This is a genomic window from Methanosarcina sp. Kolksee, assembly GCF_000969945.1.
Lineage (GTDB): Archaea > Halobacteriota > Methanosarcinia > Methanosarcinales > Methanosarcinaceae > Methanosarcina > Methanosarcina vacuolata.
In genome coordinates this window covers 2,558,348-2,579,862 of record NZ_CP009524.1, presented here as the reverse complement: position 1 = coordinate 2,579,862, position 21,515 = coordinate 2,558,348, and the positions used below count along the sequence as shown (strand labels likewise).

The following is a 21,515-nucleotide window of genomic DNA, read 5'->3' as shown; positions in this document are numbered from 1 at the left end:
TTTTCCTGAGTATCTTTAAGTTTGTCTGGGAAATCTCACATTTAACTATTTAGATAATTATATATCTTTTTACAAAAATTATATATTATGAGCTGGTACGCGATAGGTGCAGTAGACAGAGCTCTCTCAAGAACAAGAGAAGCTCTTCTTGAACCTTTTGATTTCTGGAAATGGGTAAAACTCGCAATCATCATTTTTCTGTTAGGCGGGGTTTCGAGTTATGGAAATACGAGCAACTATAATATAGGTTCAGAAGACTTAAAAAATAATTTTCCGTATATTGAGCCTGGTCAGATGCCTGATCTTCCTTTTGACACGCACAGTATTGCTTTCGGATATATTTATCAGGTGCCACAAATGGCAACTGTAGCCGCATTAATAATTTTCCTTATTCTCCTGGTCTTGATTTTTTCGTACATTTCCAGTATTATGGAGTTTGTTTTTGTGGAATCTCTTGTACGAAATGAAGTAAAATTCTGGGCTTATTCAAGAAAGTTTATGGGAAAAGGATTCCGCCTCTTGCTTGTACGTTTAGTTTTCGGGATAGTATTTCTCGCGCTCTTCGGACTATCTTTTCTTCCTCTTATACCCGTTATTCGTGAAGTACCTTCAGACTTTTCCTTGCCTGCCAGTCTTGGCGGATTTCTCTGGATTATCGGTGTAATTGTTGTGCTAGTTATGCTTGCAGTTGCAATAAATTCCCTTTTAAGCCTTGCAATTCCGCTTGCCATTTACCGGAATAAAGGAATTCTTTCGGCTTTCAAGCTTGTTCTCGGAAATTTCAGGAAAAGCTGGCGCGAAGTTATAGTTTACTGGTTTGTCAGGCTACTGCTCGATATAGGAATCACAATTCTTGCAATTTTCCTTTTTGTACTGGTGGTACTGGTTTTAGGGATTGCTTTCCTTATTTTTGACGTAGCTCTGTACTTCCTCTTTTCGTCCCTGTTATCGGACTTTCTTCTCTGGCTACTCCTGATCCCCTTTATCGTTATAGAACTGATTTTGGTTATGGGAACTCTGTTTTTCCTCGGTGTACCTCTTTCCGTTTTCCTTAAATACCATCTGTTAAGTTTTCTTGAAGCCTGGTATGAAAACGCAGAAATTCCTTTCTTTGATGCTCCTGCTCTGGAACCTGAAGTTAAGGTTGATGAACCTGAGCCGAGTTTTTGAGCTAAAAAGAAATAAAGAAAGAAAGTTCATGATATTGAGCTAAGTTTCTGAACGAAAAGGAAAAGTTCAAGGCTCTGAGCTTGTTTTGCCCCGGATGGGAAGAGCTCAGGGCTCTGAACCATTGTTCCAGCCGACTTTATAGTTAAGGATCAATATTTTTTCCTAATCTCAAGTGAAAGGTTAACCACCGAAAGCGAGGAAAACATAGAATAAAGGAAATAGGGTACAATTCTTCCGTTAAAGGTGGGCCATCTAAGTACTTGAACTTACTTTATAACCAAGGAAGACACGAAAGATTCGATTGATGTTTTAAAACACCTGAATGTCAGCAGTTCCTTTAAACCCATATTGAGTCCAGAATTCCTGTTTATCTTGCAGGTGTACTTTTGCATTCAACTCTTCTTTCATCTTTGTACCTTAATCCTCCGTGACTTCTAATAAAATTTAATAGCAATAAATTGACAACTAAAAATTTAATAATTATATATATAATGTTACAAAAGTTAATAACTGAAAAACTAACCTTCCCTACAAAATGCTCTTTGTCAGGTCTGCAAAGCTGATGGAGTTTCTTTTTTCACATGAAGTCCTGAAGAGAATGATAAAGTGACGGGTTCAGTTTTCGCTCAGCAAAACTGTGCCCAATATCGGTGTGCTTTGACGTAACTTCCCCATAGAACGAAATCGTTCCATTCTTCAAGATCTATCTCTGCTTTCCTTAAATAGATCATATTCTGAAAAGTTGAAAAGTCCATGTCGTATTTCTGCTTCATTTCGGCTATTTTCTTGTCGTAGTAACCGGTTTTTTGTTCAGCTTTGTTGTGCACAAACCCCTGTAAAATTTTTTGTTCGTCTTTGTTTAAACCGATTTTAGCCATACTATCTATAGGCTCAAGGAGTTTTCCAGGCATTTTTACATAACGACCATAATGACAATACTCAATGGTTTCCCCCAATATTACCACCTATTATTATTCTGTTCCTTTCATTTAAATGTATTTGTGTGCTTACTCGCTTTTTAAGTAACGCTCCCTGGAGTTAAACAAAAATATACTTAGAAACTAGGAAATATTCCTTAAAATTATACATATCAATGTTTTATACATTGTTTTCTTGTTGAATTTATGTATTTAAATATTTATAAAGTTTGTGGAAAAATCAGTAGATATTACAGAAATCCTGACACCCAGAAATTCAAGCATGTGGATAGCTTTTGTACTAAGTTATAGACTAATACTTGACTTGTAATAAGACCCAGAAATTCAAGCATGTGGATAGCTTTTGTACTAAGTTATAGACTAATACTTGACTTGTAATAAGACCCAGAAAACAGTATGTTGCGGATAAGTTAGTTAAGTCAGTTAAAAAACATCGACAAGGTGTCAATTATTCTGTAAAACCACAAATCTCCAAAAGTTAGTAAGTAAAAAATTCCATAGCGGAAGATCAATTTTTCCCCTCGTACGCAAAAACTTGACTTTAAATTTACAGCAAATTTGAGACACTGCCAAAACATCTTTCTGATAAAATCCCTCTTTTTGTCACAGGTGGGTTGAACTTTTATAGAGAAGCTCTTTTGAAACATTTTGGAGTTTTGAGGTAGTCAAAATAAGAACAAATGGAGTACCTAAAAAAGTCAAGAAGACCACTATCTTTGGAAAAGCCCTTGAACAGAGCGAAATCTCAACAACTCTACTCGAAAGACAAAAACTGACTTTTAGGCAGGACAACAACAGAGTTTCAAGAAAAACAATAGGGTTTTCAAAAGCGAAAGAATGGTTAGAATATCAAATGAGGTCATATTGCACGTATTTTGACTTCTTTAGAGGTCATGGAGAATTAAGGTACAAAGATGAAAGAGGGATTGAGTGCAAAAATACACCTGTAAGAGGGGCAGGAATTGTGGGCTCAATATGGACTTTAAAGGAATTGCTGGCATCCAGGTGTTTTAAAAACATCAATTGAATAAAGATGGACCATCTATTTTTATGGGGAGCAGAATAAAATGGAAAGTTTTATAGATTCTTTGAACAACTAAATTATTCAATCTATATTTTTTGAAAAATACTATAAAGGACGAAAATATAATGAAAACAAAAAAATCACGCCTGGTTGTTTTAGCTTCAGCCATCTTTCTATTACTATTTATTATGTTTTCACCTACTGCATTAGTAACAACTAAAAGTTCTTCTTCCACGATATGTGCATAAATATCTAAGTTCCGTTGCAAAAAATCCAGCTTTGTTACAAGATCAGTGAAAATTTTCACAACTAGGAAAGTTACTCAATCTCACCACGGAGAAGATGATACACAAAAGTGTGAATTATAGTATCAAACTGAGGATATTATTATTTTTGCAACAGAACCTGACCATTGGATCATGTTACTTCATAGCTGGCATGTGTATGTTTTCGTACTTCGTTATAATGCCATCATTCAGATTATACAAATTATTCAGGACAGATTGAAAACAGGAGTTAAAATGAAACTACCACTAAAAATAATAGGTATCTTCTTAATCTTCGCTCTGCTGACATCGTGTGTAGCAGCAACTGAACCCAAAGATCTCCCGACAAAAGAAGAAATAACTGATTTTATTGCTAGTATACCAGTATCGGATAACTATATTAACACAGTATTTGATGCCGTGAAAGATGAACAGCCTACATGGAACTGTGATACATGGGAAGATAAAAATGGCAATCAGATGCTCAGCTTGTATTATGTAGATCCAGACTCATCAAAAGGATTCGATAGCATATACTTCAATGAGTTAGGGGAAGAGATCTCCATGCGTGGAGTTGAAGTCGATCTGGTAAATAAGTACATAGGAAAGGCTGTTTCTGATGAAAGCAAAGAGGATGTAAAAGAAACTGAGGACGAAGAGGAAAACGATTCGACAACAGAACCTGAAAACATACAAACAGGTGCGGTAAACAATTATGATACAACTATTGTAAACACTTATGATAATTCACAAACTAACACGCAAACAACTACTGTAAACAATTATTATAGTAAAGAACCTGAAAATACACAAGAAGAACCTGAAAACACACAAGAAGAATCTGAAAATACACAAGAAGAAACTGAAGAAACATCAGCCGACCACTCGGAAAAATCTTCTGCAAGTGTTGACCTTCACGGCGAAAAAACGTCAGTCCTTAAAGGAGAAGATATCCTGCTCAAGCTTTCAGCCGTGAATTTTATCACAAAACCTACTATGCATGTCCAGGCGATTATTATCCCTCCGTCCGGGATGAGTGTTTCTTCCTCCGAGTTTGTTGAGTCCGGCGCGGGACAGTACACAACTACATATGATATTGAACCCGGCAAGGGAAGGGATATTGAAGTGAGAATTGCAGCCAACCAGGTTGGCGATTTTACTGTCACAGGCAAAGTAGTTTATTATTTTGGAAGTAACAAAGAGGATGGAGAATATTACACGCTCGATCTTCCTATTCATGTAGAAGATTCAACCCCTGAAACACCCGTTTCCGAGGATAAGTCCGTTACCATTCCTATTCCTGATACACCTGGATTTGGAGCGGCAAGCCTCGTAATGATATTGATAATGGTATTTCTTTTAAGAAAGGAGTAAATAATAACAGTTTAAAGAAATGTATAAGAGTTATTACTCAATTTAGAAAAACTCCTGCATTTCTTTTTTAGAAAAAAGGGAGTTTTTGTGTTTACAGTTTTTATACCGTTTTCAATATATTATCTCAGGATGGAAATCAATCTATTTCCAGAATTATCAATAATTCTGGCTCAACTTTCAAAGAAACGCTATTTTTGCTTTGATTTTCTCCCAAACGCACATGATATTCTTTGAATAACGGGCACAAAGAAATTAAAGTACTTTTGAACTACTCTTTTTTGACTATTGATCTCGTCATTACCTTGAGTAGTAAGGTTGTCCTAACTATGGTTTTTCAAAAGATAAGGCAAGTTTTAAAAAAGGTTCCAAATAGAAAAAGAGGAATTGAGATATATGATGTAAAATTTTTAAATCGCAGTTATCTGACCTCATAGGCTAATGGAAAAGCATCTATGAAACTAAAAAAAGCATATCTGAAACTGAAAAGACGGAAGTTGGAACTTATACAATTAAAAAAGCTACTTTTTTACAAGAAGTACAGGATCACAGGCAGTAAGATGACCCCCATTGCATGGGATTTTCTGACATTCATAAAGGAGGAGAGCATTCCTATTGGGGTTGAGATCAAAAAAATAAAAAAACCGAAAAGTCCTGTGAACAGATAAACCATTACTCCAAGTCCGATAAGGACACCTGCACAGAGTTTACTGTAGTTAACTTTCTTTAGAAAGAGATGGGCATTGTTTCCTATCCAGATCGTAGAAAAGTAGGAAAAAAGCGCAGTTAATACCATAGCGGCAAAAAAGAGCAGCAGTACAGGTAAATTAAGCGTATTTGTCCCCAAAATAGTTTCTATGGCAACCATTGCTCCACTTCGGGTTCTCCCGATTACTACAAAAGCGACCAGCCCGAAAATCGCATTCGAAGTGTTTACTCCGGAGTTTGAAACTATGAATTCCTTAGAGCTCTCAAGCGTTGAAGGGTTACTGGCATAAGGGTCAGAATAAAGGGAGGTTTTTAACCTTCCTAAATCAGGTTCTGAAATTTTTTTCTTAAGCGGAATCCTGTCAAAATCAACTTTTGCAACAAGGCCTGTAAGTAGTGCTGCAATCGCTGAAGAGAGACCTGGCAGCCATGCAACAAGTGAGCCTGCTGCGCTGCCTGTAAGGATTCCTCTGAAAATTCTTTTTCGAGAAAGCTTGAGTGCCGACACAGACTCCTCGGGAATTTTCGAGCTTGTGAGAAGGCTTATTATTAGTTGGGAAGACCCAAAAAGCCCACTAAGCAGAGGTAGGAGTATCGACGGCTCTCCAAAATTGACAACTGGAACCATAAGAGATTCCCTATCAAAAGCAAAGAGTCCAAGTACGCCTGTGATCAGAAACAAAACCAGAGCAAAAATTTTGTATTTATATTTTGCAAATGGGCTTTTCTCCTTTGAATCTTCAACGCTTTCACCTTTTTCACTTGCAAGCATTAGAAAGACGATTAAAATAAGAATCAATGCCATATGCGCTTCAACATAAGGATAAATGGCCTTAAAGAAAAGCGAAAACGGAAGTACGAAAATCAGGGACGCAACTACCGAGCCTGCGCTTCCCAGTGCTGAAAGCCGGACTGCTTCGGCTCCTGCTCCGTCAAGCAGAAGCCTGTGCCCTGGCAGGACCATTAACGCAGTATCTCCATCCGGTGCCCCTAGAAACACTGAAGGGATTACGTCATGAAAAGTCTGGGAGACAGCATTTGAGAGAATAATTACGGCAATGTAAAAAGGTGAAAGCCCTTTTTCAGCCAGGAAAGGGGCAAGGGCTATAAGGGCAAGTGCAAAATTATTGTTATGCACTCCAGGCAGGAGCCCTGAGATTATGCCAAGCAGGTAACCTCCTAAAACTGATAAAAAAAGTAAAATTAATGAGATATCTTCCACCCGGCCAACCCTCTAAAACTTAACTAAATTTTTGATATTTAACTCCAACTTTTGTAAAGATGCATTAGAGATTATACTACACACTGTTTAAAAATATTTCCAATTGTCGGTAGTTAACTACACTCTGGTTCTTTCTGACAAAAGTACTCATAATTTGCCTACGCAATATTTCATCTTCTTAGATCTTAAAATATAATTGTTACACTCAATTTGAAGAGAATGCCAAAAAATGTTGATTTAAGTATGAAAATTGCAAAAAATTAGTTCTGAGGAAAGGCGGTAACCAAAGAAATAATGCCTGGTCAGTTCTCATCCACCAAAAAGGGTTTACTAAAATTTTACAGTAGTCTACAAAAAGTAGTCTACAAATATTTGAATCATCTGTATTCCCAAAATTTACCTATGGTCACGCCTGTAATTATTGCAACAAAAAACTTCATTGTGCCTCATTGCAGTTGCGTTATTTAGCTTCGTGACTATATATTCCCAAAATAAGGGAGCCGAAATTATGCTCACAAATTCCTCTGAAAAATCAGAGTACATTACAGATAAGCATGTGTGACATAACGCCTCATCATTCTGTGGCTATTAAAATAATAAGCTATCATGCCTATGGAATTGTTGATTAGCTTAACCCATTCATCTTTGCGGTCGTAGTACATGGGAACTATAATATAATACAGCTTATTGTAAAGGTCGCTGAGTTCTGCTGCTTTTGCTTCTTCTTCGGAAAGTTTTTCTTCGGGCTGAGGGCCAATTGCCCATCCTGTTACACCTTCAATCCAGCCTTCAATCCACCATCCATCAAGCACGCTGAAGTTTACAACTCCGTTATGGGCAGCTTTCATACCGCTCGTGCCGGAGGCTTCATAAGGGCGGGTTGGTGTGTTCAGCCATAGATCAACCCCGGAGACCATTTTCGCGGCAAGATCCATATCATAGTTTTCCAGAAAAACAATCTTGATTTCTTTCCTTAAAATTTCAATGTTTTTAAAAATATCTCTGATAAGCTGTTTTCCGGCTCCGTCGTTCGGGTGGGATTTGCCTGCAAAAATAAGTTGAATTTTACCCCGCCTGTTTATTTTTTTGAGCATTTCAAGGTCGGATAGAACCAGGGTTGCCCTCTTGTATGCAGTCATGCGCCGTGCAAAGCCGATTGTCAGGCTCTCATAGTCCATACCCACACCTGTCCTTTTGTTTACTTCATCGATAAGGGCTTTTTTTGCGTTCCAGTGGGCTTCCCATATCTCAGTGTCCGGAATTCCGTCTATCCGTACCAGAAGTTCAGGTTCATTTGCCCAGCCAGGCAGGTATCGGTCATACAATTTCCTGAAATAAGGAGAAGTCCAGGTATATGAATGGACACCGTTTGTGATCGCCTGAATTTTGTAGCCCGGAAAGAGTTCGCTCGAGATCAGGCTATGTCTTTTTGTGACTCCATTGATATAGTTCGATAGGTTAAGGGCAAAAAGGCTTGTGTTAAAGCGTTCGGCTCCTCCGAATCTCCTGAGGACATCCACACAGTTTTTGTCCCGGATCAGGTCTTCTACAAGCCCATAATCAAATTTATCATGTCCTGCTTCCACAGGAGTATGTGTTGTAAAAATACAGAGCTCCTTTACTTTCATAGGGTCAATGCCATTACACCTAAGGAGTTCCAGGCCAAGCAGGCTTGAATGGCCTTCGTTCATGTGGTACTTCCGGATTTTGAAGCCCAGTTCATCAAGCATTCTTACCCCCCCGATCCCAAGTACTATTTCCTGCTTGAGCCTGTAACGCTGGTCTCCCCCATAGAGAAAATCCGTAATTTTGCGGTCTTCCGGGTCATTCCCCTCGACATCAGTATCAAGGAAGATAATAGGTACACAGCCTCCTGTAAGGCTTTTACAATTATACAGCCAGGCCCTGATTTTAACTTCTCTGTTTTGGATTTTTACGCTTACCTCTGCTGTGAGATGTGTCATAAAATGAGCAGGATTCCATTCTTCGGTGTGCTCGATCTGGTTTCCGGAAGAGTCAAGAATTTGTCTGAAATAGCCTTTATTGCTTACCAGTGTTACTGCTACCAGCGGAATATTCAGGTCCGCTGCCGAGCGAATAGTATCCCCTGCAAGTACGCCCAACCCTCCAGCATAAGTAGGGATTTCACTGCTGAGCCCTATTTCCATAGAAAAGTAAGAAATCTTCTGTCCTCTCAATACTCCCTGAAGGTCATCCATATTCTCAACTCGCCTCTTTTTATCTTTCGTAGAGATATATCTAAAAATATATCATCGGTTATATATCAAATTGACCTTGGAAATCATGTAGAAATAGAATTGTACCTGAGGCAGAGAGAATAAGAACCGTTACAAATGTGAGATAATAAACAGGTCTATAGTCACGCCTGTAATTGTTGCAACAAAAAAACTTCATTGTACCTCATTGGGCAGTTGCATTATTTAGCCTCGTGCCTTTAAAAATAGATTAGTTAGTACTAAATTGTAGTAACTAAGTTGGTTGTCAATCTTAATATGATATATATTTTTCTTAAAGGTTTTCTCATATATGTTTATTCTTTTCTATAAAATCATTATGTAGATTCCAATTTTCAAGTCTCTACCTTCTGATGCATTCTAAAACTCAAATAACAAGCTTTTTAATTTATTGCGTACTTCTATATTTACAAAGCACAAAATGTAAATATCCGAAATTTATTCAAAGCTTCCTGTAAGAGATTTTTAAACTACGGAGAACGGGATGTCCAAAGTGGTTTCGAATTCGGCTAAGAATGGGAATGGCAGGCAGAAAGCCTGTAAATACCTGAATGAAGTAGCTTTATGTAACGCTCTTGAGATGGCGAAAGAGCTGGTCTCGGTAATAAATAAAGTTCCGGTTACGGTTTTTCTCTGGAGGCCGGAGAAGTACTGGCCTGCTGAATTTGTCTCAGAAAACATAAAGAAATTCGAGTATACTGCCGAAGAATTTACATCCGGAAAACTTCTTTATGGCAATATCATACACCCTGATGACCTGGGAATGGTTGAAAGAGAACTCTCAAGGAGAATAGAAGAAGGTTACGTGGACTATTCTCAGGAGTATCGTATCCTGACGAAATCAGGTGAGATACGTTGGGTTGATGAAAGGACTTTCATTGAAGCGGATAAAAATGGAACTGTAAAGTACCTTATGGGAATAGTTATGGATGTTACTGAGCGGAAAAGAAAAGAAAAATTGCTCTACATCCAGAGGGATCTGGGCATTGCACTAAGTACTTCCAGTTCCATGAACGAGACTCTTGAGAAACTGCTGGATTCCTGCCTCCAGATAGATGAGATCAATGCTGGAGGAATTTATCTTATCGATGAAGAAACAGGAGATATGACGCTTGCCATTCACCGTGGTTTTTCTCCTAATTTTGTCGAGTATGCCTCCCATTACAGTGCCAATTCCCCTAATACGAAACTTGTTATGATAGGGCAGCCTGTATACAAACAACACATAGACCTTCTTCTCACTTCGAGAGATGACGTACTCAGACATGAAAATCTCAGGGCTACCGCAATTATCCCCGTAAAATCAGGAAAAAAAGTTATTGCAGCTTTTTATCTTGCTTCGAGCCTTGAACTTGAGTTTCCAGATAGCGTCCGCACTGCCCTCGAAACTATTGCGACGCAATTCGGAGTTTTTATATCTCGTATCCGCCTGGAAGAAAAACTAAAAGAATGCAGAAAGAAGACAAAGTCTTAAATAAGATATTTTTTTGCTCTTTTCAGGATATTCTTTTCAGGAACCAGTAGTTAAGAGGACAAAGACGTATAGGCAAATTCCTTGAAACCTAAAAGATGTTTTCAGATAGAGCATTCACGCATTAGTAAGCCTTTCTTTATGTCTTCTTCAGCTTTTATCAATAACTTTTCAGGAGTTTTATTGGCAAAATAGACAAATTACTTCACTTATCGCAAGTGCACTATTCAAACGTGAGATAAGAAAATAGGTCTATAAATAGAATAGTTATTAACTATACTGGCTATTAATCCAGATGTTATATATATATTTTTCTCTTATGTTATATCATATCTATGTGCTTTTTTTTGTAAGATCTTTGTATAGATCCTCACTTTTAAGTCTCTGCATCCTGATACATTTGAAATCTCTAATCACAAGCTTTTTAATTTATTGTGTACTTCTATGCTTGCAAAGCAAAAAACGTAAATATCCGAAATGTGTTCAGAGCTTCCTGTAAGAGATTTTTTATCTACGGAGAATGAGATGTTCAAAGTGGTTTCAAACTCGGCTAAAAATGGGAATGGTAGGCAGAAAGCCTGTAAATACCTGAATGAATTAGCTTTATGTAATGCTCTTGAGATGGCAAAGGAGCTGATCTCGGTAATAAATAAAGTTCCTGTTACGGTTTTCCTCTGGAGGCCGGAGAAGTACTGGCCTGCCGAGTTTGTCTCAGAAAACATTAAGAAATTCGGGTATACCGTAGAAGAGTTTACATCAGGAAAAGTCATGTATGGCAATATTGTGCATCCTGACGACCTGGAGAGAGTGGAAAGAGAACTCTTAAGAAGGATAGACGAAGATTACGTGGATTTCTCTCAGGAATACCGCATCCTGACAAAATCAGGCGAAGTGCGCTGGGTTGAAGAAAGGACTTTCATTGAAGCCGATGAAAATGGAATTGTAAAGTACCTTAAGGGGATAGTCCTGGATATCACTGAGCGGAAGAGGAAAGAAAAACTGCTCTATATCCAGAGAGACCTTGGAATCGCGCTCAGCACTTCCAGTTCTATGAACGAGACTCTTGAGAAACTACTGGATTCCTGCCTTCAGATAGATGAGATCAATGCTGGAGGAATTTATCTTATCGATGAAGAAACAGGAGATATGACGCTTGCCATTCACCGTGGTTTTTCCCCTAATTTTGTCGAGTATGCCTCCCACTACAGCGCCAATTCCCCAAATACTAAACTTGTTATGATAGGGCAGCCGGTTTATAAACAGCATATAGATCTGCTTCTCACGTCAAGAGATGATGCACTCAGACATGAAAATCTCAGGGCTACCGCAGTTATCCCCGTAAAATCAAGAAAAAAGGTTATTGCAGCTTTTTGTCTTTCTTCGAGCCTTGAATTCGAGATTCCGGATAGCGTGCGCACTGTCATTGAAACCATTGCGACGCAATTCGGAGTCTTTATATCTCGTATCCGCCTGGAAGAAAAGTTAAAAGAATGCAGAAAGAAGAGAAAGTCTTAAATAAGACTTCTTTTTGTTCTTTCAATCCTTTTTAACTCTCTTCAGTCATTTCTTATTTTCTTTTGGCCTTTATTTTAACTTCCTTCGGCCTTTCTTTAACTCTTTCAGTCCTGCGTTATCTCTGTAAGTCTCATTTCACTATCTTTTTGATATACTCTGGGAAAAATCATGAAGCTATAACCTTGATACTACCACCGACTGAAGATATAAGTAAAATTTATAAATTTTGTCCCTCTAAACTGTATGGGGGAAAGACAGAATGAACCGCGTTTTTCCTTTTTTGTATTATAGGACTAAAAGTTTGTTTAAGGACTTTTAATTATTACATGACTAATACTTGGTAGTGGGTTTGAATCATTGAAAACCGAAAGCGCAAGAATCTCTCAATATATTCATTAAATACGTGAGATGTACTCGCTTTTTCGGAATTGATCAATAACTCAGGGACACGACCTAATACTTACTACAGAGTCTATTACAGAGTCGGAAATTGTTCAAGATTGGAAGTCATAAGATTGGAAGTCATATCACGGGATTAGAAAGACTACGCCGAATTTATAGTATTAATGGCAGAACCGGGGTAAAAATCCAATCAATTGGGGTTTTAGCTGAGAGTTATAAACATTTTGGTGGGGACTATGGCAGAAAAGCTTAAAGATAAGATTTACGAGTACCTTTCAAATCATTACTACCTGAACCTTGCAACCGTAAGCCCGCAGGGCAGGCCAATGGCACATACAATGGCATATGTATCCGAAGATGCTGTTGTATACGTGGCAACCAATAAGAATACCCGGAAAGTCCAGAATATTATGCAAAATCCTTATGTAGCATATACTGTCGACGAGGATGATCCAGACTGGTTTGAGATGAAGGCCCTTCAGATTGAAGGAAAGGCATCAATCGTTACCAATGAAAACGAACTACGAGAAGTAGGGGAAATAATGGCAGCCAAATTTCCGGTTGCTGCAGACATGCCCCCTGACCCGGAGAGTATCATGATAAAAATCGAGCCAGAAGTTATCTATTATCTTGATTACAGCGTTAAGTTCGGGTATAGGGAGCAGGTGAACCTATAAAACCTGCATTTTAATTTTTGGGAACAGCCAGTGCTGAAAATAATCCCTTCGTACTTAATGTGATTTCTTTTCATGCTTCTGATATCTCCTGAACTCTTCTATGCAATTGTCTTAAAGTTTGTGAGCAATCAGACGATAAAAGCCTGGCCGACGAGATTGAATAAAACTTGACTAATGGAATAATAATTGGCTAGCAAAACTGAACAAAAGTTAACTGACAGAAAGCTGACTGACAGAAAGCTGACTGACAGGATAGCTATCTAAGAAGTAAGGTAAAAAAGGAATAAAAGAAGCAAATCAAAGTTATCTGAAGTCAATATGATTTTTAAATCAATATGATCTTTAAATCAATATGATCTTTAAATCAATATGATCTTTAAATCAATATGATCTTTAAATCAATATGATCTTTAAATCAATATGATCTTTAAATCAACGTGATTTTTAAATCAACATAAGCTTTGCTTCTGTTCCGGGTTTCTATTTCAGACTTCTAATGGAATCACTACTTTGTCAATCCCATGTATTACTCCATTAGCTGCAACGATGTCAGGCTCTATTACAGTTGCATCTCCTACCATTATCATTCCGTTAGTTGTAGTATTCACAGCCAGCTTTTCGGTCTCCAGGGAAGACAAAGAATCAATATTTTTAAGATCTGCAACCCTGTATTCTCCATTGATCACATGATAGGTTAGCACACGGTTCAGCTTATTTTTATCATTACGAAGGTCGTCAAGCATGCCTTCTGGAAGGCTCTCAAAAGCTAGGTCAGTAGGAGCAAAAACAGTATAAGGCCCTCCTTCATTAAGAGTATATTCAAGTCCTGCATCCCTCGCAAGTGAAGCAAAGGTAGTATATCCTGCCTCTTCTGCAGTATGAACAATTGTCTGATTGTTATCCAGGACCTGGTTTTCAGAAGAAGTTTCATTGCCCTGGCCTGAGTTTTCTTCATCCAACACTTCCTGGCTCGAGTTCTCTTCACCCGGGATTATGATTTCTTTCCCTTCATCCAGGGAAGTTTCTTCCTTACCAGACAGTAACCCTTCTCCAGTGTTCCCCTCTGCCGATTCTGTAACTTGTTCTGTTACACCAGGGGTAGCACCTTCTACCGGAGTTACCATTTCTTCACTCTCGGTCTTATTTTCCTGAGCATTTTCCGAACAGCCGGAAATAAATACTATTGCTAAAAGTAAAACTACAAGAGTTCCAGATTTTCTAATATTTTTTCCCCCCAAATATATATTTAAATGATATACTTTATAATTAAATTTTCATTTCATAATACATGTTCTTTTGATATAATCTTATCTATATTTGCAGGAAAATTATGTTAAAAAGACAGCCAGGCCACTGAAAAGTAAATTCTCATTTACGCTGGTGCCCACCGAGCTGGAGACTAACATTTAATTAATAATTTGTTTAGTTTGAATTCTGAGAAAGCCTCTAAACCTGGTTATTCTTCTAACCATGATTAATGACAACGTTTCAAAACAGTTCGGAAACTTTTATAATTCCAGGATGAAGTTAATTATTGGATTGGCTCGTTATTGGGGAATACTAATTTATATATTTTGTATATATATGTACTCTAGTGTACAGCTTATGACAATTATGTATCATAATATTAAGCCGTGGGGAAGGTCTCTCAAAGAATACGTCAGAATGTTTAACTTAACACCTGACGATCTCGAGCGAAAGATCCTGGGTTGTGGAGACGGACCTGCGAGCTTCAATGCCGAACTTACAGAACGAGGCGGAAATATCATATCAGTTGACCCTGTCTACTTTTTCAGTGCTGATCAGATTAGACAGAGAATTCATGAAACCTATAATGACATTATTGACCAGACCCAGAAAAACCAGGATAAATTTATCTGGCAAGAAATTGGCTCAGTTGAAGAACTTGGAAGAATAAGAATGTCAGCTATGGAGAAATTTCTGAAAGATTTTTCAGGAGGCGTGGTGCAAAATAGGTATGTACCTGGTGAACTTCCTTTTCTGCCTTTTAGTGATAAAGAGTTTGATCTGGCACTGTGCTCGCATTTGTTATTTCTCTATACAAAAAACCTGTCACTGGAGTTTCATTTGAAATCGGTAGAGGAATTGTGCAGGGTTTCAAATGAGGTCAGAATATTTCCGTTACTGGACGTAAACGCCGACCGATCACCATATGTCGAGCCTATAATTAATTTTTTAAGGGCAAGAAATCGAGATGTAAAGGAAATAAAGGTAGCATATGAATTTCAAAAGGGTGGAAATACAATGTTAAGAATTTGTTAAAACATTATGAGATAACAGGTTTTGACGTAATCAAGATTTAATAAATATTATTAAACTGTATTTTTTGAATACGTCTACTCCAAGATTCTCTATTGTCATTGAGCTTCAATGTTTTCCCCTTTATATTTTAAAGCTCGACTTAACCTTTTCCAGGAAGGTTATTAAAATACATAAATCCGACTTTCGATACACAATTCTGACGCTTAAATATATAAATTTATACTGCAACCATCTTGATGGTGATATCATGGTAAAATTAAATGAAGAGATGAAAACTGCTTTTTCGAAGGTAAAGATCTTTCCCGTAGCTACGGCCTCAAATGAAGGAATTCCGAATGTGATACCCATAGGGTTCTGCCAGCTTGTAGATGATGAAACAATCTGGATATCAGATAACTTCATGGCCAAATCCCTGGCAAACCTTAAGGAAAATCCAAACGTGGCAGTCTATGTATGGGGACCAGACACCGGCGGTTGCTTCCAGATAAAAGGTAAGGCTGAAATTATCAGTTTCGGAGAAAAATTTGAAAAAATGAAAGCAATCGTGCATGCAGCAAAGCCCGGGCTTCCTGCAAAGAACCTTATAGAAGTAAGGATTAGCGACGTATTTCAGTGTGCTCCCGGCCCTGACGCAGGAAAGAAATTACTCTAATCAAATTTAACCATATCTTCAGCATAATATCTGGATAAGCACTCATAAGTACCTGGATAAGAAGAATAAACTATGGCTGAGAGTGTAGAAATGGTTGAAAATAAGGAAAATACCCCTGTTTTTTGTGAAAAGTACTGTATAGTCTGCAAGGGTGCAAGAGAAGGAAACAAAATTTGCAAGGCTATCCAGAATATTGAGTTGAAAATCTTCGGGAAAAACGGCTGCATCTGGGGAGCCGCAAGGACAAAATATTACGGAGTCACTCCTGATAAAAAACTCCCTGTGAATTCAAAAAATAAACAAAAACAGAACGGTAGAAGGAAATAAGGAACAGGTATCTATTCTTCCTGTTCCTACTTACTTTCTTTTGTTTTCTAAAATTTTTTTATTAATATTGCATTTTATCTGTAAATATAGATAAATTTTTTATGATTGATTTCATAGGCAAATTTGTTAATGCCCTGGATTTTACCATACAAGATTATCTGGGTATGGAAGTTTATCCGGGTATGGAAGTTTATCCGGGTATGGAAGTTTATCCGGGTATAGAAGTTTATCTGGGTATGGAAGATTATCTGGGTATAGGGATCTACAAAGAAAAATCTCAAACATAAAATTACATGAAAGAATCCTAGAAACAAAGATTCACCAGAAAAAATCACGAAAATAAAACTTCCAGAAAGGATTCCAGAAAAAAGTTACAAGGAAGGACATCCGAATTATGTCTGTACTGAGCATTGTTGCTTGTGGAATGCTCGAAGACGAGCTTGTACATGTATTATCAAAAGACCGTGAGTTACAGCAGCTAATCGTTGTGGAAAACCGGGAAAGCTCAGGTTTCCTCCGTAAGCTCAGGTTGAGAAATTGCAACCCAAGAACAGCTTTTTTGGACAGGGTACCAATGCTCCTGAAGAGCCGCTCCAGCCCTGGTTTCATAGTTCCTGCAAGGCTTCTTTCAAGCTTCCCGATCCTCAAAAAATTTTGCAGGAAAAAGAAACTCAGGGAAGAGGTTATTGTTGTCGTAAACCTGTTAAGCTTGGACCTGCATGCCGATCTTGAGATTTTAAAGGCTGAAGTTTACAGAAATATCCATGAAATGGCATCCTTTTCCGACAGAATCCTGGTTTTTTATGGGATCTGTGGGCATGCACTTGGAAAACTGAAAGAAGATTTCTCGGATCTGAAATGTCCTCTTTTCTTCCTGAAAGACCAAAACGGAGAAATCATAGAGGACTGCATCAGTCTGGCGCTTGGAGGAAACGAGGCTTATGCAAGGGCTATGACCAGATTCCAGGGCATGGGCACGATCTACCTGACCCCAATGTGGGCTTCTAGCTGGAAGAAGCTGGAAAATAAAAACGGGAACCGGGACTTCAACAACTATTATCTGAAAAATCCACTCTACTGCCTGGCTGCAAAAATCGATATCGGGCTTGTAGATAGTCCGGAGTTCCATACAAATGTTAAAGAGTTTGCCCGTACTTTTGATATGAAAGTTGTGAACATAAGAGGAAATCCGAAAATTACCGAACAATCATACCTGAACGCTAGAGACGTTACAACTGAAAAACAATAATGAAGCTGGTTTAAGCTTTTATTGAAAGCCTATTCATTTATCTTATCTCTTTAGGTAGAATCCCTTGATGAAAAAGGAAGAACAAACCTCAATTGATCTTAAACTCTGTCTAACATCTACTAAAATTTATATACTTTCTCACCTTTTTAATATCAATAATATATTACTTTCAAGCTAGTGTCAGAAAATTTAGTTATTGAGCTCATCCCAAAACCCATTTTTGCTCTCAATTATCAGGATCACTCCGATAAGGACTACTCCGATTATTTTCACGATCAAAAGCTCGGGTCGTCACTTGAAATACAAAATATATAAAACGAATTTTGAGTTTTGGGATAAATTCATTAATTATCTAATGAGTTCAAAATCATTGTATTCTGATGAGAAGCTACCAGGATTATGCTCAACAATTAAATTGCCAAGACACTAGTTCTTATAATAAGTTTTTGGGGTGTCTGGAATAGATATTAGTAAAAAGGTTCTTCTAATAACTTTCTTAATTTTTGGCGTTCTCACAGCTGCGTTTACACTCACCCATAATATGCAGCTTTCCAATTTTTTAGAGCTTGAAAAAGTGGACACCGCGGACAATGTAGAAAGGGTGCAAAATGTCATTTCAACCGAGCAGGGATATCTTAATCGTACAGTACAGGATTGGGCTTGCTGGGATGATACTTGCAGTTTTGTTGAAGACAAGAATCCGAATTATACGGAAGTAAACCTTCAGAATCAAACTCTTACAGGAATTAAGGTTAATGTGATGCTTTTTGTAAATAAATCCGGATCTGTTGTCTATGCAAAATCAGTAGATATGTATACTGGAGAGGAAAAACCAATTCCGAAAAAGCTTCTTAGAATGGTTGAAGACGGAACTCTTCTTTCAAAATCCGAAAATGACAAGAAGAGCGGTTTCGTTTTGCTCGATGAAGATCCTATGTTTGTTGCCTGCCATCCGATCCTTACGACAAAATATAATGGGCCTATGAAAGGCACCTTGATTTTTGGGAGATATTTCGACGACGTACTCCTTAATAATTTCAAAGATTCTACTCGTTCTTCCCTTTCAATGTACAGAATTGATGAAGATTTGCCTCCTGATTTCCAGACCAAATTAAAAAGCCTTTCAGAGAACCAGGATAGAATTATTGTCGAACCCCTTAGCGAAAATAAAGTAGCTGGTTATTTTGAATTGTTAGATGTATCAGGCAAGCCCGCTCTTGTTATAAGGGCGGATTTTCCAAGAGAACTCTATAAGTACGGTGAGAAAACCCTGAATAACATGTATTTCTTCCTTTTGCTAACCGGTCTCATGACCGGAGTAGGGGTTAAATTTGCGTTTGATAAGTTATTTATCTCAAGGTTAATAGGAATTGATAATTTTGTTACCAAAGTCCGGTCGGAAAAGGATCTTTCCCGAAGATTGCCTCTTAAAAACAACGATGAACTTTACCGTCTTTCAAAGGAAATAAACAGAATGTTAAATGAAATAGAGCTTGCCGAACAGGAGTTAAAGGCACAGGAACGAGAAAAGAAGGTCCTGCTTGACTCTCTAAATGAGCTGGCTATTTTCGTAAACCCTCAACTTTATATTATCTGGGCGAACAAAGCTGCACTGGAATTTATGAAGATAGATCTTCAAAAAGCAATGGGTCAACGCCTTAAGAATACCCCTGATATAAGTATCCCATTATCCGACTCCCTGGATCTTGAACAGATTTTCATGACAGGTAATAAAAAATCAGGAGAATTTACGGGGAAAGATGGCAGAGTCTGGATTGTTCAGGCAATTCCTGTAACTGAAGAGGGTGGGAAGATTATAGGAGTCCTCGAAATGTGTAGGGACATTACGGAAAGTAAAGCCACAGAAACCCTCCTTCAGGAAAAGCAAATCGCAGAAGCCGCAAATCGTACCAAGAGCGAATTTCTGGCGAATATGAGCCATGAACTGAGAACCCCGCTTAACTCTATTATAGGGTTTTCTGACCTTCTGTATGAACAGGTCTACGGCGAACTGAATGAAAGACAGCTAAAATCCGTCGGGAACATCTCGAAAAGTGGAAAACACCTTCTGAATTTAATAAATGGCATCCTGGATCTCTCTAAAATAGAAGCTGGAAAAATGGAACTAAGCTATAAACAGTTTGATCTTGCCAGTAAGCTTTACATAATAAAAAATCTTTTATCTCCTATCGCCGATCGGAAAAATATTCAAATTGAAATCGATATAGATAGCAGCCTTTCGAATATATATGCTGACGAAGCCCGTTTTGTTCAGATAATGTACAACCTTGTGGATAACGCCATAAAATTCTCCTATGAAAACGGGTTTGTAAAAATATGGGCAAGAAAAAAGGGAGATATGGTAGAAATAACTGTCACGGATACAGGGATCGGGATTAAACCTGAGGATCAGAGTAAACTTTTCAAGCCTTTCAGCCAGGTGGATTCATTTTTGTCCAAGCAATTTCAGGGAACTGGGCTTGGTCTTTCTCTGGTTAAGCAGATTGTACAGTTGCACGGCGGATATATATGGTTCAAGAGCGAATCTGGAGAGGGGAGCACCTTTGCTTTCGTGATTCCGATAGAAGGTATTAAAGTCGAAGATGGGACTGCCAGGTTAGATGGTAAAGTACAGAGTTAAAAGATAAAACGGCGGAAAAAGATAAAAAAGCTGAAAAAAATTAGGACTTACGCAGTTGAACTGAGAAATCAATAGCATTAAACCTTCAACTGTCTGAAACACAAAACAAGTCACAATTTCGAAAGTGCTTGATTTTGTACTCCATGTGCCGTAAGTCCGATAAACAAAAAAGCTGAAAAAGATAGGAAAGCTGAAAAATAAAAAGTTGATTTTGCCAGATCGCGAACTCAACTCCTGCAAGCGCTTGGACTCGACCATTCCAGTTTAAAGTTAAAAAACAAGTTCTTCCACTTTCTGACCAAAATCATGACTGAAGTCAACACGCAGACTGGTGGCTTTGATCTCGGCTTTCTGCAAACTCAACAATTCTTCCAGAGAAAAAATTGCATACTTGTTTTTTCCGCGCCTGTATTTTTTCAATTGATCGTAGTCAAAGCAGAGATTATCATAGCTAATTACATGTCTTAACCATTCTATCGGAATTGCAAGGCTTAACAAAAGCGGGATGGCAGTTTCAAAATAAAGCCTGCAAGCTTTTTTTCTTGACAGTTTGCACCATTTATCTATTGTAAAATTTATTTTGTTATCTTCAAGCGTCAAAACTACAGGATAGATTTTACAGAATATAGGCTTAAAATTCCGGCACCCACATTCTTTATTTTCTTCACTTAAAAATGGACACAACTTCCCTAATTTTAATACATGTATCAAAGTTTCGTCATCCATTTTTAGAGCATCAAGGTAGCGAATTTTGAATTCCGAAACACTTATACCCAGTTTTTTTGCCATATATTCCTCTTCCCCGGGCAACAGAGTTCCGATTTTATTATGCTCGCACACTCCACCACATTCCCTGCAGATTTTTAAAGTATTTTGATTACTTCCACTGAATATATTGTGAAAGTTTTCATACATTTGAATTGGTATTTTCTTGTATAACACCCAAAAACCTCTTTGAAAATCTGTATATATTTTCACATTATTTGCCTGAAATCGACCTGTAAACCCACTCTTATAGCATTACCATTGCATATATTTTTCATAAGTTATATTTACATGTATTCCTGATCATACTTCCTTTTTCAGATACTAAAAAATAATAATCAGATTATATTTAAAAAGACTAATTTTGAAACGTCCATCTTACGAAAAAAATATATACTATAAAAGTTTTAAAAGATGCCCCCACCTTTCAGGAGTCAAGGGGTGAGAAAATATATTAAGTTTAACTCTAAATAAGTAAAACATGGGACATCTGTTAATCATTAAAAAATAAGAAGAAATAGCTTCCAATAAAAGAAATTTTTCGATCCCGGCAAGACAATCTGAGGCTCAAAAATGAAG

Annotated in this window: 17 protein-coding genes and 1 pseudogene; 12 read left to right on the top strand and 6 right to left on the bottom strand. The window is 37.7% G+C overall.

The annotated features are described in order from the left end of the window. The first annotated feature begins 87 nt into the window (after positions 1–87). On the top strand, positions 88–1,170 hold the full coding sequence (locus tag MSKOL_RS10670; RefSeq protein ID WP_048156029.1) for a hypothetical protein: 1,083 nt from the start codon (positions 88–90) through the stop codon (positions 1,168–1,170). A gap of 626 nt (positions 1,171–1,796) precedes the next feature. Here MSKOL_RS10670 and MSKOL_RS10665 read toward each other — a convergent pair. Further along, complete coding sequence (locus tag MSKOL_RS10665; RefSeq protein WP_231592194.1) at positions 1,797–2,135, bottom strand: hypothetical protein; 339 nt, start codon at positions 2,133–2,135, stop codon at positions 1,797–1,799. 533 nt (positions 2,136–2,668) lie between these two features. On the opposite strand from MSKOL_RS10665, the pseudogene MSKOL_RS19335 reads away from it, so the two are divergent. After that, positions 2,669–3,135: pseudogene (locus tag MSKOL_RS19335) on the top strand (IS1 family transposase); the annotation flags it as partial. On the opposite strand, the gene MSKOL_RS10660 reads toward MSKOL_RS19335, so the two are convergent. Beyond that, positions 3,128–3,367, bottom strand: a complete 240-nt coding sequence (locus MSKOL_RS10660) for a hypothetical protein (protein ID WP_156151048.1) — start codon at positions 3,365–3,367, stop codon at positions 3,128–3,130. The pseudogene MSKOL_RS19335 and the gene MSKOL_RS10660 overlap by 8 nt on opposite strands. A 286-nt stretch (positions 3,368–3,653) precedes the next feature. Between MSKOL_RS10660 and MSKOL_RS10655 the strand changes: the two genes are divergently transcribed. Then, entirely contained in the window at positions 3,654–4,772 is a 1,119-nt protein-coding gene (locus tag MSKOL_RS10655) for a hypothetical protein (protein WP_048156022.1), read from the top strand. A 526-nt stretch (positions 4,773–5,298) separates the two neighbouring features. Here the strand turns inward: MSKOL_RS10655 and MSKOL_RS10650 are convergent. Together MSKOL_RS10650 and glgP are read right to left on the bottom strand one after the other, a co-directional pair. Next, on the bottom strand, positions 5,299–6,699 hold the full coding sequence (locus MSKOL_RS10650; protein WP_048156018.1) for a tripartite tricarboxylate transporter permease: 1,401 nt from the start codon (positions 6,697–6,699) through the stop codon (positions 5,299–5,301). A gap of 542 nt (positions 6,700–7,241) precedes the next feature. After that, positions 7,242–8,918, bottom strand: coding sequence for an alpha-glucan family phosphorylase (glgP, locus tag MSKOL_RS10645; RefSeq protein WP_048120821.1), 1,677 nt, complete (start codon positions 8,916–8,918; stop codon positions 7,242–7,244). A 520-nt stretch (positions 8,919–9,438) separates the two neighbouring features. Here glgP and MSKOL_RS10640 point away from each other — a divergent pair. The 3 genes from MSKOL_RS10640 (at position 9,439) to MSKOL_RS10630 (ending at position 13,019) form a co-directional block, all read left to right on the top strand. Beyond that, a complete protein-coding gene (locus MSKOL_RS10640; RefSeq protein WP_048156015.1) occupies positions 9,439–10,428 on the top strand; it encodes a GAF domain-containing protein in 990 nt (329 codons plus the stop codon). 522 nt (positions 10,429–10,950) lie between these two features. Next, on the top strand, positions 10,951–11,940 hold the full coding sequence (locus tag MSKOL_RS10635; RefSeq protein ID WP_048156014.1) for a GAF domain-containing protein: 990 nt from the start codon (positions 10,951–10,953) through the stop codon (positions 11,938–11,940). 638 nt (positions 11,941–12,578) lie between these two features. Continuing rightward, positions 12,579–13,019, top strand: coding sequence for a pyridoxamine 5'-phosphate oxidase family protein (locus tag MSKOL_RS10630; protein WP_048156011.1), 441 nt, complete (start codon positions 12,579–12,581; stop codon positions 13,017–13,019). A gap of 485 nt (positions 13,020–13,504) precedes the next feature. On the opposite strand, the gene MSKOL_RS20175 is transcribed toward MSKOL_RS10630, so the two are convergent. Next, the gene (locus tag MSKOL_RS20175) at positions 13,505–14,257 is read right to left on the bottom strand and encodes a fasciclin domain-containing protein (protein ID WP_231592193.1); all 753 of its coding nucleotides are present in this window, start codon (positions 14,255–14,257) and stop codon (positions 13,505–13,507) included. Positions 14,258–14,624: 367 nt separating this feature from the next. Between MSKOL_RS20175 and MSKOL_RS10620 the strand changes: the two genes are divergently transcribed. From MSKOL_RS10620 to MSKOL_RS10595, 6 genes are all read left to right on the top strand, one after another. After that, positions 14,625–15,302, top strand: a complete 678-nt coding sequence (locus tag MSKOL_RS10620) for a hypothetical protein (RefSeq protein ID WP_048158303.1) — start codon at positions 14,625–14,627, stop codon at positions 15,300–15,302. 247 nt (positions 15,303–15,549) lie between these two features. Beyond that, positions 15,550–15,954: a pyridoxamine 5'-phosphate oxidase family protein gene (locus MSKOL_RS10615; protein WP_048156008.1), complete on the top strand. Its 405-nt coding sequence runs from the start codon at positions 15,550–15,552 to the stop codon at positions 15,952–15,954. A gap of 90 nt (positions 15,955–16,044) precedes the next feature. After that, on the top strand, positions 16,045–16,281 hold the full coding sequence (locus MSKOL_RS10610) for a hypothetical protein (RefSeq protein WP_048158302.1): 237 nt from the start codon (positions 16,045–16,047) through the stop codon (positions 16,279–16,281). A gap of 101 nt (positions 16,282–16,382) precedes the next feature. Next, positions 16,383–16,568: a hypothetical protein gene (locus tag MSKOL_RS10605; protein WP_048156003.1), complete on the top strand. Its 186-nt coding sequence runs from the start codon at positions 16,383–16,385 to the stop codon at positions 16,566–16,568. A 107-nt stretch (positions 16,569–16,675) separates the two neighbouring features. Further along, positions 16,676–17,530 (top strand): DUF1638 domain-containing protein, encoded by an 855-nt coding sequence (locus tag MSKOL_RS10600; protein WP_048156000.1) that lies wholly within the window; start codon positions 16,676–16,678, stop codon positions 17,528–17,530. 451 nt (positions 17,531–17,981) lie between these two features. Beyond that, on the top strand, positions 17,982–20,171 hold the full coding sequence (locus tag MSKOL_RS10595; RefSeq protein WP_048155997.1) for a CHASE4 domain-containing protein: 2,190 nt from the start codon (positions 17,982–17,984) through the stop codon (positions 20,169–20,171). A 270-nt stretch (positions 20,172–20,441) separates the two neighbouring features. Here MSKOL_RS10595 and MSKOL_RS10590 read toward each other — a convergent pair whose 3' ends face one another. Beyond that, the gene (locus MSKOL_RS10590; protein ID WP_231592191.1) at positions 20,442–21,086 is read right to left on the bottom strand and encodes a YkgJ family cysteine cluster protein; all 645 of its coding nucleotides are present in this window, start codon (positions 21,084–21,086) and stop codon (positions 20,442–20,444) included. Between the last annotated feature and the right edge of the window lie 429 nt (positions 21,087–21,515).